Consider the following 15,399-nt stretch of genomic DNA (forward strand, 5'->3'; position numbering starts at 1 on the left):
CCGTGCCTCATGTCTGGAACGACCGGTACCACCTCAGTGATCGTCGCGGGCGCCCGCACGCCCATGGGTCGCCTGCTCGGCTCGCTCAAGTCCTTCTCGGGCGCCGACCTCGGCGGTTTCGCGATCAAGGCCGCCCTGGACCGCGCCGGCATCGGCGGCGACCAGGTGCAGTACGTGATCATGGGCCAGGTGCTCCAGGCGGGCGCCGGGCAGATCCCGGCCCGCCAGGCCGCCGTCAAGGCCGGCATCCCGATGAACGTCCCCGCGCTCACCGTCAACAAGGTGTGTCTGTCGGGTCTCGACGCCATCGCGCTGGCCGACCAGCTGATCCGGGCCGGCGAGTTCGACGTGATCGTCGCCGGTGGCCAGGAGTCCATGACCAACGCCCCGCACCTGCTGCCGAAGTCCCGCGAGGGCTTCAAGTACGGGGCGATCGAGATGCTCGACGCCATGGCGTACGACGGTCTCACCGACTCCTTCGAGGGCATCGCCATGGGCGAGTCCACCGAGAAGCACAACACCCGCCTGGGCATCCCGCGCGACGTCCAGGACGAGATCGCCGCGCTGTCGCACCAGCGCGCCGCGGCCGCCCAGAAGAACGGCGTCTTCGAGGCCGAGATCACCCCGGTCGAGATCCCGCAGCGCAAGGGCGAGCCGGTCGTCTTCTCCCAGGACGAGGGCATCCGCGCCGAGACCACCGCCGAGTCCCTCGGCAAGCTCCGCCCGGCCTTCGCCAAGGACGGCACCATCACCGCCGGCACCTCCTCGCAGATCTCCGACGGCGCCGCCGCCGTGGTCGTGATGAGCAAGGCGAAGGCCGAGGAGCTCGGCCTGGAGTGGATCGCCGAGATCGGCGCCCACGGCAACGTGGCCGGCCCGGACAACTCGCTCCAGTCGCAGCCGTCCAACGCCATCCGCCACGCCCTGAAGAAGGAGGGCCTGGAGGTCGCGGACCTCGACCTGATCGAGATCAACGAGGCCTTCGCCGCGGTCGCCCACCAGTCCATGAAGGACCTGGGCGTCACCCCCGAAAAGGTGAACGTCAACGGTGGTGCCATCGCGCTCGGCCACCCGATCGGCATGTCCGGCGCCCGCGTGGTGCTGCACCTGGCCCTGGAGCTCAAGCGCCGCGGCGGCGGCGTCGGCGCCGCGGCCCTGTGCGGCGGCGGCGGCCAGGGCGACGCCCTGATCATCCGCGTCGCCGGCAAGTAAGCACCCACTCAAGGAGCAGCGCACATGGTGGACGTCCCCGCACTGGTCGCCCAGGCACGGGAGGGCCGGCCGCGCGCCGTGGCCCGGCTGATCTCGCTCGTGGAGGGGGCGTCCCCGCAGCTGCGCGAGGTGATGGCGGCGCTCGCCCCGCTGACGGGCGGCGCCTACGTGGTGGGTCTCACCGGCTCGCCCGGTGTCGGCAAGTCGACCTCGACCTCGGCGCTGGTCTCGGCGTACCGCCGGGCCGGCAAGCGGGTCGGCGTGCTCGCCGTCGACCCGTCCTCGCCGTTCAGCGGCGGTGCGCTCCTGGGCGACCGGGTGCGGATGTCGGAGCACGCCTCCGACCCCGGCGTCTACATCCGCTCCATGGCCACCCGCGGGCACCTGGGCGGCCTCGCCTGGTCCGCTCCGCAGGCCATCCGGGTGCTGGACGCGGCCGGCTGCGACGTGATCCTGGTGGAGACCGTGGGCGTCGGGCAGTCCGAGGTGGAGATCGCCTCGCAGGCCGACACCTCGGTGGTCCTGCTCGCCCCCGGCATGGGCGACGGCATCCAGGCCGCCAAGGCGGGCATCCTGGAGATCGGCGACGTGTATGTGGTCAACAAGGCCGACCGGGACGGCGCCGACGCCACCGCGCGGGAGCTGAACCACATGCTGGGCCTCGGCGAGGCCCGCGGGCCCGGCGACTGGCGCCCGCCGATCGTCAAGACCGTCGCCGCGCGCGGCGAGGGCGTGGACGAGGTCGTGGAGGCCCTGGAGAAGCACCGCGCCTGGATGGAGGAGCACGGCGTCCTGGCGGAGCGCCGGCGGGCCCGGGCCGCCCGGGAGGTCGAGACGATCACCATCACGGCGCTGCGCGAGCGGATCGGCGACCTGCACGGCGACCGCCGCCTCGACGCGCTCGCCGAGCGCATCACGGCGGGCGAGCTCGACCCGTACGCGGCCTCGGACGAGCTGGTCACGAGCCTGACGGGGCAGTGACCCGGCACCTGCCACGCGAACGGGCCCGGGTGTGCGACGCACCCGGGCCCGTTCGCGACGAAGGCCCCGTCCGCCCGGACGGGGCCTTCGTCGTGCGTGCGTGTCCTACGGCTTGCCGCGCCGGCCGCGCAGCTGGTCGGCGACCGGCTTCAGCGACTCGTGGAGGTCACCGAGGGCCTCCGGGCTGAGCTGGTCGATGAAGTGCTTGCGCACCGACTCGACGTGGTGCGGAGCGACCTTGTGCATGGTGTCCATGCCGGCGTCGGTCAGCACCGCGTAGAGCCCGCGCCGGTCGGACTCGCAGTTCTCGCGCCGGACGAGTCCGGCGTTCTCCATCCGGGTGATCTGGTGGGAGAGCCGGCTCTTGGACTGCAGGGTGGCCGCGGCGAGGTCACTCATGCGCAGGCGCCGCTCCGCCGACTCGGAGAGGTTCACGAGGATCTCGTAGTCGTTGATCGTCAGGCCGAAGGGCTGGAGGTCCTTCTCCAGCTGGTACGTCAGCATTCTGTTGACGTCCAGGTAGGTGCGCCAGGCGCACTGCTCGGCGTCGGTGAGCCAGGGGGTGGCCGTGTCGGTCTCCATGTATGGATTCTACCTAAGAAGTTGAAATCTGGACGAACTCTGGGAGTGTGTTCGACGCGTCACTCTCCGCAGACTACCGCTCACAGGCCGAAGCGCCGCTGCAGGTCCCCGAGCTGTCCGGGAAGACGCGGTACGGAACCGAGCGGTCCCTGGCCGGAACCATGCGGTGCCTGCCCGCCCGGAACACCCGGCTGGGCGCCCGGCTCGCCGATGGCCCGCTCGGGCATCAGCAGCTCGGTCGACTGCAGCAGCACCGTACCCGCCCCGACGAACTCGAACTGGTGCTCCTCGCCGGAGGTGCCCCCGATCCCCGTCAGCGCCCGCACGCCGCCCATCACGCCGGTCATGTAGCCGTGGTCGTAGTGGTGGCACGGCGAGGGGCAGTCCGCCCAGCCCACCAGGGCCTGCGGATCGACCCGGAGCGGGGGCTCCATGAACACCACCGGGCCGTTGGAGGCGGCGACGAACTTGCCGGTGCCGATGAGCGTCACGAAGCCCGGCACGATCGACTGCTTGAGCGCGAGGGACGGCTGGTACGCGAGCAGATTTCCCGAACGGATTGTCAGGTTGCCCTCGTCCAGGTCGTAGGAGTTCACGTCGAAGGCCCGGTCGGCGAGCAGCATCTTGCCGCTGCCCTCGGCCACCACCCAGTCGCTCGCGTGCAGCGGGGAGTGGAAGGAGGTGCGCACCAGCCGGTCCAGCCGGCCGTGGCCGATGCCGTTGAAGTCGATCCGCCCGTAATAGGCGATCATCTTGCCCTTCTGCAGGAACCACTGGGAGCCCTTGAGCTCCACGCAGAAGGTGTAGGCGTTGACGTTGTCGTCCGACGGCAGGGTCGTCGGGTCGTGGACCACGGGACCGGTCACAGCTTCTCCTCCGAGGCCTGTACGTACACGGCGCCGCTGCCGCTGAGCTCCAGCTGGAACGCCTCGCCCGAGCCGCGGCCCACCATGTCCCGCCAGCCGAGCGCGGCGGAGAGCTTGTTGCGCACGTCGCCGTGGTGGGCCACGTACGCCTGGGGGTCGACGTGCACCGGGCGGCCGGGCGTGATGGGCAGCTCGATGACCCCGCCGTGGGCCATCACGGCCACCGACCCGTGGCCGCGCAGGGTCGTGGTGAACAGGCCCTGGCCGGTGACCTGGCCGCGCACCATGCCCATGACCCCGCCCTGCGAGCCCATGAACATCGTGCCCTGCTCCAGGGTGCCGTCGAAGGCGAGCAGCCGGTCGGCCTCGACGTAGAGCGTCTCGCCGGTCAGCGCGATCACCTGGATGTGGTGACCGCCGTGCCCGAACATCACGGTGCCGCTGCCCTCGACGGTCATCAGCGGGGTCGCCTCGCCGGCCACCCGGCGCCCGATCATCGACATCAGGCCGCCCTGGCCGCCGGTGATGTTCGGCGTGAAAGTGACGTCGCCGCGATAGGCGAGCATCGCGCCACGCTGGCTGAAGAGTCGCTGCCCGGGGACGACCTGGGCCTCGATCATCTTGGAGTTGATCTCGCGGAACGGCATCAGACGTCGCCCCCGATCGTGTTCCGCTCGCTCGGCTGCACGTAGACGAGTCCGTCGCCCTCGAAGCGGATCTGGAAGGCCTCGCCGCCGCCCTCGCCCAGGAAGGTGCGGAAGGTCACACCCGACTGGAAGTGCTGCTGGAGGTTGCCCTGGTGGGCGATGTACGCGCCGGGGTCGACGGACAGCGGGTACTGCGGGGTCACCCGGAGCACGACCGCCGGGCCGTCGGACATGATCGCGGCCTGGCCGGTGCCCTCGACGGTGGTCGTGAACAGGCCGTTCCCGGTGGCACCGCCGCGCAGACCGGTGAAGGTCGTGCCGGTGCGCAGCCCGGAGTCGGTGCAGAGCAGATTGCTCGCCTCGACCCACAGCTTGTCGCCGTGCAGCTGGACGAGGTTGATCTCGGAGGCGCGGTCGGCGAACCAGCAGGTGCCCTGCCCGCGGGCCTCCATCACCTCCATCTGCTCCCCGGTGAGCCGCCGGGTCACCATGCCCCGCAGGCCCTCACCACCGCCTGTCATCTTCTTGAACGCCATCTGGCCGTCGTAGGCGACCATCGAGCCGTTCTTCGCCTTTACGGCGTCGCCGGTCATGGTCACGGCGAGCACTTTGCTGCCTTGGAGTCGGAACGTTGCCACGAAGGGAAGGTACTGGCCCCCCGGACAAAGGGACAGCAAAGTCGGCGTGCACAATGGGACGGCCCTTGTGCATCCGTTCACAAGATCGAACGAAGGTGACCCCTGTCGTGGACATCAAGACCGCATCCTCGCTGCACCGGCTCCGGCTCGTCTCCGCGCCGGAGGCCGTGTCGTTCCTGCTGCTGCTCGTCTGCTCGGTGCTCAAGCGGACGACGGACTTCAACGCGGTGCCGGTGATGGGCGCGATCCACGGCATCCTCTTCGTCCTCTACGTGCTCTTCTGGCTCGACGCCTGGAACCGCACCAAGTGGAGCTTCGGCACGGCCGCCCTCTACTTCGTCCTCTCCGTCCTGCCCCTCGGCGGCTTCTTCGCCGAGCGGAGGCTGAAGCGTGAGGCCGAGGCGGCCGTCATGGCCTCCCGCGCCCGTCGCGAGGGCGTGGTGAACGCGTGATCGTCGCGTTCTCGGTCACCCCGCTGGGTGTGGGGGAGGAGGTCGGCGCGTACGTCGCCGACGCGGTCCGGGTCGTCCGCGAGTCGGGTCTGCCGAACCGCACCGACGCCATGTTCACCTCGATCGAGGGCGAGTGGGACGAGGTGATGGACGTGGTGAAGCGGGCCGTCGCCGCAGTGGAGGCGCGGGCGCCGCGCGTCTCGGTCGTCCTGAAGGCCGACATCCGCCCCGGCGTGACGGACGGCCTGACCTCGAAGGTCGAGACGGTGGAGCGTCACCTGGGCGCCTGACGCCGCCGTCGGAGCGGAAGGGGCGGCCCCCGGCACTGCCGGGGGGCCGCCCCTTCGGCGTGCCCGGCCGTCGGACGCCGGCCGTGCCGGGCCCGCCCCGCACCCCGGCGCGACCGACGGCGCGGTGGGTCAGCGGTGGGTCAGGCGACGCGGAGCGCCGAGGGCGCCTGCGCGGCCCGTTCGAGAACCTGCCGGAAAAATCTTGAGCGACTGCTCAAAACCGGCTACCGTCCTTTCCGGGCGCCGTTTTGAGCGGTCGCTCAAAACGGGGGAGGGGGCGGAGCCGTGGGGCTCTACGTCGAGGTGCGCGTCCGCGCCGACCTGGACACGCTCTGGGAACGGACCCAGGACCCGGCCGAGCACCAGCGGTGGGACCTCCGGTTCACCGAGATCGCGTACCTGCCGGCCGGGGAGGGCGAGCCCCGCCGGTTCCGGTACGCCGTGCGCGTCCTGCCCTTCCTGGTCGTCGCCGGCACCGGTGTCTCCGCGGGGGAGCGCCACCGGCCCGGCGGCGACCGGGTCTCCGCCCTCCGCTTCGCCTCCCCCGACCCGCTCTCCCTCCTCGCCGAGGGCAGCGGCTACTGGCGCTACGTGCCGGCGGAGGACGGCGTCAGGTTCCTCACCGGCTACGACTACCGGCCGCGCTGGGGCCGCTTCGGCCTGCTCGCCGACCGCCTCCTCTTCCGGCCCCTGATGGGCTGGGCGACGGCCTGGTCCTTCGACCGGCTGCGGCTGTGGTGCGAGGACGGCACCCCGCCCGAGCGCGCCCGCACCCGCTGGCTGCTCGAACTGGCCGCCCGGCTGCTGCTCGTGGCCGTCCCGTTGGCCGCCACCCTGCTGCCGCTCGGCGCGGTCTCGCTCGCCGGGGTGCCGCTCACGGTCCTCGGGCTCGCCGCCGCCCTCCTCGTCCCGCCGGCGCCCGGGACCCCCGCCGCCCGCCGCTGTCTGCGCACCCCGCCCGGCCGGAGCCGGGCGCCCCGCCTCCTCGCCACCCTGGAGCAGCCATGAGCTCGATCTTCCGCACCGCCATGGGTGACGCCGCCTTCGGGCGGCTCCACCCGGAGCTGCGGCGGCGCTTCTCCGTCGGGCTCGACAGCGGCGAGCTCTGCGTCGGGCGGGGCGTGATGGACCGGATCTGGCACGGCAGGGGGCTGGTCGGGCCGCTCGTCCGGCCGTTCCTCGCCCTCGGCGGCACCCGCAACATCCTGCTCCCGCGCACCGGCCGGGACATCCCCTTCACCATCGAGAACGTGCCGTACCTCGATGCGTACGGGCGGGAGACCGTCACCTTCGTGCGGACCTTCCAGCTGCCCGGCGGACCCCGCCGCTTCGACGCGACCATGGTGCACAGCCCCGCCCGGGGCTGCGTGCTCGACTACCTCGGCACCCACCAGCACCTCGCCAGCGAACTGCGCATGACCGCCGAGCCCGACGGCTCGCTGCTCGTCCGCTCCGGTGAACACCGCTTCCGCGAAGGCCCCGTGGACCTCCGGGTGCCCGGACTCGTCGGCGCCGACGCCGAGGTGCGCGAGTCCTTCGACGAGCGCACCGGCCGCTTCCGCATCCGGGTGCGGGTCGTCAACCGCTACCTGGGGCCCCTGTTCGGCTACGAGGGTTCCTTCACCGCCACGTATGCCTCCGTCCGGGAGTGCGGCGTCCGGCCGGGGCTGCGCCCGGTGCGCGAGGAGGCGCGGTCGTGAGTGCGGAGGACACCCGGCACAAGCTCCTGGAGGGCGCGCTGCGCTCGCTCGTCGAGCACGGCATCGCCAAGACCTCGGCCCGCTCCGTGGCCGCCGTCGCGGGCGTCAACCAGGCGCTGATCTTCTACCACTTCGGCTCGGTCGACGAGCTCCTCGCGGCCGCCTGCCGGTACGGCGCCGAGCAGCGGGTGGCCCGCCACCGCGAGCGGCTGCACGCCGTCGGCAGCCTCGCGGAACTGCTCGCGTTCGGCCGCGAGATGCACGTCGAGGAGCGCGAGGCCGGCCATGTCGCGGTCCTCGGGCAGCTGCTCGCGGGCGCCCAGACCCACCGCCAGCTGGCCCCCGCCACCGCGGCCGGGCTCGACCTGTGGATCGAGGAGATCGAGCAGGTGCTGCGGCGCGTGCTGGCCGGCGGGCCGCTCGACGGGCTCGCCGACCCGGCAGGGCTCGCCCGGGCCGTCGCCGCCTCCTTCGTCGGGATGGAGCTGTACGAGGGGGTCGATCCGGCCGGAGCGGGCGCCGCCCTCGACGCGCTCGAACACCTGGGCGGCCTGCTGGCCGCGCTCGACGAGCTGAGCCCCGTCGCGCAGAAGGCCGTGCGCTACACCTTGCGCCGAAAGGGTCAAAAGGGCCGCACGGCCTGAAAACCCTCACTCGGACGCCTCCAGTCGACATGCCGTCGAATCTCCCCTTTCGTGGGGCTATCGATCGGTTCGATGTCAGCTGGAGGCACCGTGCGGCGCGGAGGCTACGACTACGACACCTACAGCCGACTCGCCGGTCCCCTGACGGAGCCGGAGCCGACGGCCGGGGAGTACCGGGTGCGCTACCGGAGCCTCCTCGCGAAGGAGCCGCACCGCATCCGCGCCGTCCTCCTCATGGTGCTCGCCCCGCTGCTCTCGGCCCTGCTCCTGGTCTACCTCGTGTGGCCCAGCCACTGGACCGTCCGCGAGGGCGACGACCGCTGGCGCGTGCCGTACGACACCGTGATGCTCGTGTCGATCGGACTCATCTGCCTCTTCATGCTGGTGAACGTCACCTCGATCGCGCACGCCACCCTCGTCGCCCGCGACCCGATACCCGTGCGACCCGAGTCCGGCACCCGGGTCGCCTTCCTCACCACCTACGTGCCCGGCAAGGAACCGCTCGGCATGGTCCGGGCCACCCTCGAAGGCGCCATGGGACTGCGCCACGACGGCCCCCTCGACGTCTGGCTGCTCGACGAGGGCGACGACGCCGACGCCAGGGCCCTGTGCGAGGAGCTCGGTGTCCGTCACTTCACGCGCGCCGGCGTCCCCGAATGGAACCGCCCCGAGGGGGCCCACCGGGCCCGCAGCAAGCACGGCAACTACAACGCCTGGCTCGCGGCGCACGGCGACGGCTACGCCTTCTTCGCCTCGGTCGACACCGACCACGTGCCGCTGCCGAACTTCCTGGAGCGGATGCTCGGCTACTTCCGCGACCCCGACGTCGCCTTCGTCGTCGGCCCGCAGGTCTACGGCAACTACACCTCCGCCGTCACCAAGGCCGCCGAGTCGCAGCAGTTCCTCTTCCACGCGCTGATCCAGCGGGCCGGCAACCGCTACCGCGCGCCCATGTTCGTCGGCACCAACAACGTCGTACGCATCGCCGCCCTCCGGCAGATCGGCGGCCTGTACGACTCCCTCACCGAGGACATGGCCACCGGCTTCGAGCTGCACCGCCGCAGGAACCCGCGCACCGGACGCTTCTGGCGCTCGGTCTACACCCCCGACGTGCTCGCCGTGGGCGACGGGCCCGCCTCCTGGACGGACTTCTTCACCCAGCAGCTGCGCTGGTCCCGCGGCACGTACGAGACCCTCCTCAGGCAGTACTGGAAGGCGCCCTTCCGGACCCCGCCCGGCCGCCTCCTCCACTACACGCTGATGCTCGTCTACTACCCCATGACCGCGGTCAACTGGTTCCTCGGCGTCCTCTCCTGCGTCCTGTTCCTGTGCCTCGGCGCCTCCGGCACCCAGGTCTCGTCCTCGGTCTGGCTGATGATCTACAGCGACGCCGTCGCCCTCCAGGTCGGCCTCTACCTCTGGAACCGGCGCCACAACGTCTCCCCCCACGAGCCCCGGGGATCCGGCGGCCTGGCCGGCATGGCGATGTCCGCGCTCTCCGCACCGATCTACCTCAAGGCCCTCGGCTCGGCGCTGCTGCGCACCCGCGGCGGTTTCGTGGTCACCCCCAAGGGCGGCGAGTCCAGCCCCGACCGGCTCCGCACCTTCCGCATCCACCTCTCCTGGGCGGCCGTCCTCGCCGCCTCGCTCGCCGTCTCCGTGCCCCTCGGCCACACCCACGCGGCCATGCGCACCTGGGCCCTGCTCGCCCTCGCCGTCACCCTCGCCCCGGTCGCCGTCCGGACCGTCACCGGCCTGCGCGGCCGACGCCGCCTGCGGACCCGCGAGCAGGCCAGGGCCCGGGTCCGCGCCCGCGCGGCCCGGGCCGTCGCCCGGGTCGCCGCCCCCGCGCCCGCCCGGCCCGGCGGCGCGCCCGCGTCCACGCCCACCGGAGGGAACTGAGCCATGGCCTACCGGCCGTCCGAGCAGTTCAAGAAGACCCTGCTGGGCGGCGGCGCCCTCCTCGTCCTCGCCGCCCTCAACGCCCCCGCAGCCGTCTCCTTCGCCACGGACAGGTACCACGCCTACAAGATCGCCCAGCCCGGCTACCAGAAGAGGTACGGCTCCTGGGCGGTGATCGACGTACCCGAGCGGTTCCGCGTCAACGCCATCCACGCCGCCCTGCTGCACACCGGCAAGGTGCTGCTCATCGCCGGCTCCGGCAACAGCCAGAAGAAGTTCGACGCCGGCACCTTCGAGACCGTCCTGTGGGACCCGGCGGACAACACCTTCAAGAAGATCCCCACCCCCGAGGACTTCTTCTGCTCCGGCCACAGCCAACTGCCCGACGGCCGGCTCCTCGTCGCCGGCGGCACCGCCCGCTACGAGGTCCTCGACGGCGAGGTCGAGAAGGCCGGCGGCGGCATGCGGGTCAAGAACGAGAGCCCCGACAAGGCCGTCACACTCAGGAAGGGCACCGTCTTCCGCTCCCCGACCGGGGTCGAGTACGTCTCCCGCTTCGACGTCACCGTCCCCAGGGCCAAGCGCGAGTTCGAGGTCTCGTACGCCGGGAGCGGCCAGATGAAGCCCTGGAAGACCAAGGTCACCGCCGCCGAGGCCCGGGTCTTCGTCGAGGCCCGCGAGGCCGGCCCGCAGGCGCTCACCACCGAGGCCGCGCAGTACGAGGTCGTCGGCCTCAAGGGCGCCGACGCCCGGAACGTCTACGGCCTGGCCCAGAAGCTCACCACCGAGAAGCAGGACTTCCAGGGCATCAAGGCGGCCTACGAGTTCGACCCCAGGGCCGAGCGCTACGTCCCGGTCGCCCCCATGGCGGACGCCCGCTGGTACCCCACCCTCGTCACCCTGGCCGACGGCCGGGTGCTCGCCGTCTCCGGGCTCGACGACGTCGGCGCCGTCCTCCCCGGCGACAACGAGATCTACGACCCGGTGACCAAGACGTGGTCCAAGGGCCCCTTCCGCTACTTCCCCACCTACCCGGCGCTCTTCCTCACCCAGGGCGGCAAGCTCCTCTACACCGGCTCCAACGCCGGCTACGGACCCGCCGACAAGGGCCGCGAACCGGGCCTGTGGGACCTGGAGAAGAACTCCTTCACCCGGCTCCCCGGCATCACCGACCCCGATCAGCTGGAGACCTCCTCCTCCCTCCTGCTGCCGCCCGCCCAGGACCAGAAGGTGATGGTGCTCGGCGGCGGCGGGGTCGGCGAGTCCGAGAAGTCCACCGCGCGCACCGCCGTGGTCGACCTGTCGAAGGCCGAACCCTCGTACACCGAGGGCCCCTCGCTGCCCCAGGGCACCCGCTACCTCAGCAGCGTGCTGCTGCCCGACGACACCGTCTTCACCACCGGCGGCTCACGGAAGTACCGCGGCAGCAGCGGCAGCGACATCCTCAGGGCCCAGTTCTACGACCCCGCCGCCAACGCCTTCGCCGAGGCGGCCGCGCCCACCGTCGGCCGCAACTACCACTCCGAGGCCCTGCTGCTGCCCGACGGCCGGGTCGCCACCTTCGGCTCCGACCCGCTCTACGCCGACGGGGACAACACCAGGCTCGGCACCTTCGAGCAGCGCGTCGAGGTCTTCACCCCGCCCTACCTGCACCGTGCCGGAGCCCGCCGGCCGGTCATCGGCGAGGGCCCGCGCACGCCGGACCGCGACGGGCGCGCCACCTTCCGCACCCGGGACGCCGACCGGATCGTCAAGGCGCGGCTGATGCGGCCCAGCGCCGTCACCCACAGCACCGACGTCGAACAGCGCTCGGTCGCCCTCGGCCTGACGAAGGGAGCGGACGGGCTGACCTTCACCGTCGACGTCCCCCGCGACCGCACGCTGGTCCCGCCCGGCTGGTACATGCTCTTCGTGACGGATGCCGACGGGATCCCGTCCGAGGCCACGTGGATCCAGGTCGGCTGAGGACGGGGCTCAGGCCCCGGCCCGGCGCGCGAGACCGAGCGCGTAGTCGGGCCACCAGGTCCCGGCGGCCGGTCCGCCCCGGCAGGGTCCGTCCGAGTCACCGGGCCGCTTGATCCACAGGTACGCGTCCACCAGCTCGTCCCCGGTCCGGTCGGTCGGCGGCACCCCGAGCGCCCGGCCCGGCGGATTGCACCAGGCCTCCGCGCCGCCTCCCGGCAGCGGCCCGTCGCCGTTGCGGCTGGTGTCCACGGTGAAGTGGGCGCCGCCGAGCAGCCGGGACAGGCCCGCGCCGAAGCCGCGGACCACCTCGGTCCGCTGGAAGTTGGCCACGTTGAGGGCGAAGCCGTCGGCCCGCGCGATCCCCGCCCGGCGCAGCGGCTCCACCAGCTTGGCCGGGTACGGGATCCAGGCCGGGTTGCCCGCGTCCAGATAGACCCGGGTGCGCGGCTGCCGCTTGAACCGGTCCACCGCCTCCGAGAGCAGCCGGAGCCGCTCCGCGTGGTGCTCGCCCGGCGTGCAGCCGTCCACGACGTGCGGCACCGCGTCCGGCTCCAGGACCACCACCGCCGGCGCGTCCCCGATCGCGGAGGCGAAGGCGTCCACCCAGGTCCGGTAGGCCTGCCCGTCGTGCGCCCCGCCCGCCGAGTAGGCGCCGCAGTCGCGGTGCGGGATGTTGTACGCCACGAGGACCACGGTCCGCCGGCCCGGGGCGGCGCCCCGCACCGCCCGGGCGACGTCCGGCACCGGGTCGTCGCCCGCCGGCCATTCGGCGACCGGCCGCTCCGCGATGCGCCGCAGCAGCGCGGCCTCCTCCGTGCGCCCCTCGGACTCGTACCGCCGCACCTGCCGTGCCGCGTCACTGTCCGGGTCGACCCAGAAGGGCGAGCCGCCGGCCGGTGCCGTCCCGCCGGGCGGCGGTACGGAGGACCGGGCGGCGCCGTCCGTACCGCACCCCGACAGCAGCAGCGCGGCGACGAGGGCGAGGACGGGCGGACGGACGGCGGTACGGACGGAGCGACGGGACATCCGGCCCCCAGGTTCGGGTACGGGACGGGCGGAACGGAGCGCACGGGACGAACCGCGCCATCGTCACATGACGGTCAGTCGGCGTCCGGCTGCGACACCGCCAGCGCGATCCCCAGCGGCGTGCGCTCGTACAGCACCTGGTGTCCGTAACGGCGCGAGGTCAGCAGGCCGGCCGCCCGCAGCACCGACAGGTGCGCCGACACCGAGGACGCGGCGAGACCGAGCCGGTGGGCGAGCGCCGAGGTCCCGGCGGGCTCGTCGAGCGCGCACAGCACGTCCGCCCGGGCCCTGCCGAGCAGCCGGGCGAGCGCGTCCGGGGTGCGCTCCCGGGCCTCGGTCCACAGCCCGCCGATGCCCCGGGCCGGATAGGCCACGGTCGGCTGCCAGGGCGGGTCGAAGCCGCTCACGACGTCCGGCCAGGTGAACACCGACGGCATCAGCACCAGACCCTGCCCGCGCAGCGCCCGGACGTGCTCGCCGTGATAGTCCACCGTGAGGGTCGCCGTCTCCTCCGACCAGCCGAAGGCCGGGTGCAGTTCGGTCAGCAGCCGCTCCAGACCGCCCTCGGCGAGCCGGCGCGAGTGATAGGCCACGTCGGCCTCCAGGAGGGCGCGCAGCCGCGGCCAGTCCGGTGCGATCAGCGCCTCCCAGGCCCGCTCCAGCAGATCCGCCAGCCAGTGCAGGGAGCCGGCCGGGTCCGCCAGCATCCGCCGCCCGTGCGCCGTTCCGGCCGCGCCGGGGGTCTCGGCGAGCGCCCGTGCGAAGTCGTCCGCCGCGAGGGCCGGATCGGTCGCGCGGACCGCCGCGACCTCCTCGTGGAAGTCCGCGGCGGGCCTGATCGGCGGCGGGTAGAGGAAGTCGGGACTGTGCCCGTGCAGGGGCATCAGCAGATGCAGCGGCGCCAGGTCCACCCCGCGCGCCGCCTCCGCGATGCGGCGCAGCCACGGCAGGTGGTAGCCCTGCTGCCGCGGCCGCGCGAGCACCCGCACCGCGCAGTGCGTCTCCCAGAGCGGCGAGATCGCGAAGCGGATGCGCAGCGGATCGGCCTCGCCGAAGTGCAGGTGATACGGCACGGGGCCCCCGGGCGCGGCGAAGTTTCGGCTGGAGCCGAAAGTCTAGGACCGCGGCCGGGCCTCGCGCACGCTGCTCGCATGCCCACGAACGACACCCGGGCGCCCGAGGGGGCGCCCGTGCCCACCCCTGCCTCCGCCACCCCGTCACCGACCGTCGGGGGCGACGCACCCGCCCCCGGAGCCGGGGCCGCGCCCGCGGCCGTAACCGGGGCCGGATACCGCGCCGTGTTCTCCGTGCGCGAGTTCCGTTTCGTCTTCGTCGCCCATCTCTTCTCGCTGCTCGGCCTCGTGGTCAGCGAGCTCGCGCTCACCGTGCTCGTCTACGAGCTCACGCGGTCCCCGCTGCTGTCCGCGCTCACCTTCGCGCTCGGCTTCCTGCCCTACCTGCTGGGCGGGACCCTGCTGGCCGGGCTCACCGACCGGCATCCGCCGCGAAGGGTGCTCGTCGTCTGCGACCTGGTCTGCGCCGGGTGCGTGGCGCTCATGGTGCTGCCGGCCACCCCGGTCGCCGGACTGCTGGTGCTGCGCTGCGCGATCGCCGCCGTCGCGCCCGTGTTCCAGGGCACCCGGATGGCGACGCTCGCCGACATCCTCGGTGAGGGCGAGCTGTTCGTCCTCGGGCGCTCGATCCTGCGGATCGTCTCCCAGAGCGCGCTGCTCGCCGGTTTCGGCGTGGGGGGCCTGCTGCTCACCGCGCTCACCCCGCGCGGCGCCATCGCCGTGACGGCCTGCACCTTCCTGGCCTCGGCGCTGCTGCTCCGCTTCGGCACCGCCCGCCGCCCCGCCCGCGCCGCGGGCCGGCGCGAGGGGATCCGCGGCACCTGGGGGGTGCTGCGGGACCGGCGGATCCGGGCGCTGATGCTGCTGTTCTGGGTGCCGCCGCTGTTCGTCGTCGTCCCCGAGGCGCTCGCCGCCCCGTACGCGGCCGAGGCCGGTGCTTCCCCCACCGCGCTCGGGCTGCTCATGTGCGCGATGCCGGTCGGCACCGTCCTCGGCGAGCTGTTCGCCGGGTCGGCGCTGAGCGCCGCCACCCGCTCGCGGATCGTGCTCCCGCTGCTGCTCGCCGGCTTCGCTCCCTTCCTGCTGTACGCACCGCGCCCCGGGCTCGCCGTCGCCGCGCTCGCGCTCTTCCTGTCCGGCGCGGCAGGCGCGTACACCCTCGGTCTCGACGCCTGGTTCGTCGACGCCGTGCCCGAGGAGCTGCGCGGCCGGGCCATGACGCTGACCTCCGCGGGCATGATGACCGTCCAGGGCATCGGCATGGCCGGCGCGGGCCTCGCCGCCGAGTTCGTCCCGGTCCACGCCGTCGTCGCGGGGACCGGCGTCCTGGCCACGCTGTGCCTGGTGGTGCTCGTGCGCGAAGTGCGGGCGACCGAAAGGCGAGACAAGGCTGACCGTCATATGACCAGTGGGTAAGGTCG

The 15,399-nt window shown here is 72.9% G+C and carries 16 protein-coding genes; 10 read left to right on the forward strand and 6 right to left on the reverse strand.

All coding sequences use genetic code 11. From position 1 onward, the window contains the following. Nucleotides 1-9 precede the first annotated feature (9 nt). Nucleotides 10-1,212, forward strand: coding sequence for an acetyl-CoA C-acetyltransferase (locus tag ACGF1Z_RS24290; RefSeq protein WP_393007299.1), 1,203 nt, complete (start codon nucleotides 10-12; stop codon nucleotides 1,210-1,212). A gap of 24 nt (nucleotides 1,213-1,236) precedes the next feature. Continuing rightward, nucleotides 1,237-2,193, forward strand: a complete 957-nt coding sequence (meaB, locus tag ACGF1Z_RS24295; RefSeq protein ID WP_393007301.1) for a methylmalonyl Co-A mutase-associated GTPase MeaB — start codon at nucleotides 1,237-1,239, stop codon at nucleotides 2,191-2,193. A gap of 105 nt (nucleotides 2,194-2,298) precedes the next feature. On the opposite strand, the gene ACGF1Z_RS24300 is transcribed toward meaB, so the two are convergent. The 4 genes from ACGF1Z_RS24300 to ACGF1Z_RS24315 all read right to left on the reverse strand — a co-directional run bounded on the left by ACGF1Z_RS24300 (nucleotide 2,299) and on the right by ACGF1Z_RS24315 (nucleotide 4,926). Beyond that, nucleotides 2,299-2,775, reverse strand: a complete 477-nt coding sequence (locus tag ACGF1Z_RS24300; protein ID WP_376632499.1) for a MarR family winged helix-turn-helix transcriptional regulator — start codon at nucleotides 2,773-2,775, stop codon at nucleotides 2,299-2,301. A gap of 80 nt (nucleotides 2,776-2,855) precedes the next feature. Next, complete coding sequence (locus ACGF1Z_RS24305; RefSeq protein WP_393007303.1) at nucleotides 2,856-3,641, reverse strand: AIM24 family protein; 786 nt, start codon at nucleotides 3,639-3,641, stop codon at nucleotides 2,856-2,858. After that, complete coding sequence (locus tag ACGF1Z_RS24310; protein ID WP_393007305.1) at nucleotides 3,638-4,288, reverse strand: AIM24 family protein; 651 nt, start codon at nucleotides 4,286-4,288, stop codon at nucleotides 3,638-3,640. The genes ACGF1Z_RS24305 and ACGF1Z_RS24310 overlap by 4 nt, the downstream gene beginning before the upstream one ends. Then, nucleotides 4,288-4,926 (reverse strand): AIM24 family protein, encoded by a 639-nt coding sequence (locus ACGF1Z_RS24315; protein WP_376632505.1) that lies wholly within the window; start codon nucleotides 4,924-4,926, stop codon nucleotides 4,288-4,290. The genes ACGF1Z_RS24310 and ACGF1Z_RS24315 overlap by 1 nt, the downstream gene beginning before the upstream one ends. A gap of 107 nt (nucleotides 4,927-5,033) precedes the next feature. Here ACGF1Z_RS24315 and ACGF1Z_RS24320 point away from each other — a divergent pair, with 107 nt between their 5' ends. From ACGF1Z_RS24320 to ACGF1Z_RS24350, 7 genes are all read left to right on the forward strand, one after another. Beyond that, nucleotides 5,034-5,378 (forward strand): DUF3817 domain-containing protein, encoded by a 345-nt coding sequence (locus ACGF1Z_RS24320; RefSeq protein WP_393007307.1) that lies wholly within the window; start codon nucleotides 5,034-5,036, stop codon nucleotides 5,376-5,378. After that, entirely contained in the window at nucleotides 5,375-5,668 is a 294-nt protein-coding gene (locus ACGF1Z_RS24325; protein ID WP_046909184.1) for an MTH1187 family thiamine-binding protein, read from the forward strand. The genes ACGF1Z_RS24320 and ACGF1Z_RS24325 overlap by 4 nt, the downstream gene beginning before the upstream one ends. Nucleotides 5,669-5,953: 285 nt before the next feature. Further along, nucleotides 5,954-6,676: a hypothetical protein gene (locus tag ACGF1Z_RS24330; protein ID WP_393007309.1), complete on the forward strand. Its 723-nt coding sequence runs from the start codon at nucleotides 5,954-5,956 to the stop codon at nucleotides 6,674-6,676. Next, nucleotides 6,673-7,368 carry a DUF4166 domain-containing protein gene (locus ACGF1Z_RS24335; RefSeq protein WP_393007311.1) on the forward strand — a complete coding sequence of 232 codons (696 nt, stop codon included), beginning with the start codon at nucleotides 6,673-6,675 and terminating at the stop codon, nucleotides 7,366-7,368. Before ACGF1Z_RS24330 ends, ACGF1Z_RS24335 begins: the two co-directional genes overlap by 4 nt. Then, nucleotides 7,365-8,012, forward strand: a complete 648-nt coding sequence (locus ACGF1Z_RS24340; protein ID WP_393007313.1) for a TetR/AcrR family transcriptional regulator — start codon at nucleotides 7,365-7,367, stop codon at nucleotides 8,010-8,012. The genes ACGF1Z_RS24335 and ACGF1Z_RS24340 overlap by 4 nt, the downstream gene beginning before the upstream one ends. Nucleotides 8,013-8,084: 72 nt before the next feature. Next, nucleotides 8,085-9,914: a glycosyltransferase family 2 protein gene (locus ACGF1Z_RS24345; protein ID WP_393007315.1), complete on the forward strand. Its 1,830-nt coding sequence runs from the start codon at nucleotides 8,085-8,087 to the stop codon at nucleotides 9,912-9,914. 3 nt (nucleotides 9,915-9,917) lie between these two features. After that, nucleotides 9,918-11,879, forward strand: a complete 1,962-nt coding sequence (locus tag ACGF1Z_RS24350) for a galactose oxidase-like domain-containing protein (RefSeq protein WP_393007317.1) — start codon at nucleotides 9,918-9,920, stop codon at nucleotides 11,877-11,879. 9 nt (nucleotides 11,880-11,888) lie between these two features. Here the strand turns inward: ACGF1Z_RS24350 and ACGF1Z_RS24355 are convergent, their stop codons facing one another. Both ACGF1Z_RS24355 and ACGF1Z_RS24360 read right to left on the reverse strand, forming a co-directional pair. Next, on the reverse strand, nucleotides 11,889-12,905 hold the full coding sequence (locus ACGF1Z_RS24355; RefSeq protein WP_393007319.1) for a glycoside hydrolase family 6 protein: 1,017 nt from the start codon (nucleotides 12,903-12,905) through the stop codon (nucleotides 11,889-11,891). A 74-nt stretch (nucleotides 12,906-12,979) separates the two neighbouring features. Then, nucleotides 12,980-13,978, reverse strand: a complete 999-nt coding sequence (locus ACGF1Z_RS24360) for a DUF5937 family protein (protein WP_393007321.1) — start codon at nucleotides 13,976-13,978, stop codon at nucleotides 12,980-12,982. 78 nt (nucleotides 13,979-14,056) lie between these two features. Between ACGF1Z_RS24360 and ACGF1Z_RS24365 the strand changes: the two genes are divergently transcribed. Beyond that, nucleotides 14,057-15,394 (forward strand): MFS transporter, encoded by a 1,338-nt coding sequence (locus tag ACGF1Z_RS24365; protein WP_393007323.1) that lies wholly within the window; start codon nucleotides 14,057-14,059, stop codon nucleotides 15,392-15,394. Nucleotides 15,395-15,399: the final 5 nt, after the last annotated feature.

The sequence above is a fragment of the Streptomyces sp. NPDC048018 genome (genome assembly GCF_043202995.1).
Taxonomy (GTDB): Bacteria; Actinomycetota; Actinomycetes; order Streptomycetales; family Streptomycetaceae; genus Streptomyces.

What these genes read in the sequence shown, in the direction of transcription:
- ACGF1Z_RS24300 (WP_376632499.1), bottom strand. Translation starts at nt 2,775, where the DNA reads ATGGAGACCGACACGGCCACCCCCTGGCTCACCGACGCCGAGCAGTGC.
- meaB (WP_393007301.1), top strand. Translation starts at nt 1,237, where the DNA reads ATGGTGGACGTCCCCGCACTGGTCGCCCAGGCACGGGAGGGCCGGCCG.
- ACGF1Z_RS24355 (WP_393007319.1), bottom strand. Translation starts at nt 12,905, where the DNA reads ATGTCCCGTCGCTCCGTCCGTACCGCCGTCCGTCCGCCCGTCCTCGCC.
- ACGF1Z_RS24350 (WP_393007317.1), top strand. Translation starts at nt 9,918, where the DNA reads ATGGCCTACCGGCCGTCCGAGCAGTTCAAGAAGACCCTGCTGGGCGGC.
- ACGF1Z_RS24345 (WP_393007315.1), top strand. Translation starts at nt 8,085, where the DNA reads ATGTCAGCTGGAGGCACCGTGCGGCGCGGAGGCTACGACTACGACACC.
- ACGF1Z_RS24365 (WP_393007323.1), top strand. Translation starts at nt 14,057, where the DNA reads ATGCCCACGAACGACACCCGGGCGCCCGAGGGGGCGCCCGTGCCCACC.
- ACGF1Z_RS24290 (WP_393007299.1), top strand. Translation starts at nt 10, where the DNA reads ATGTCTGGAACGACCGGTACCACCTCAGTGATCGTCGCGGGCGCCCGC.
- ACGF1Z_RS24310 (WP_393007305.1), bottom strand. Translation starts at nt 4,288, where the DNA reads ATGCCGTTCCGCGAGATCAACTCCAAGATGATCGAGGCCCAGGTCGTC.
- ACGF1Z_RS24335 (WP_393007311.1), top strand. Translation starts at nt 6,673, where the DNA reads ATGAGCTCGATCTTCCGCACCGCCATGGGTGACGCCGCCTTCGGGCGG.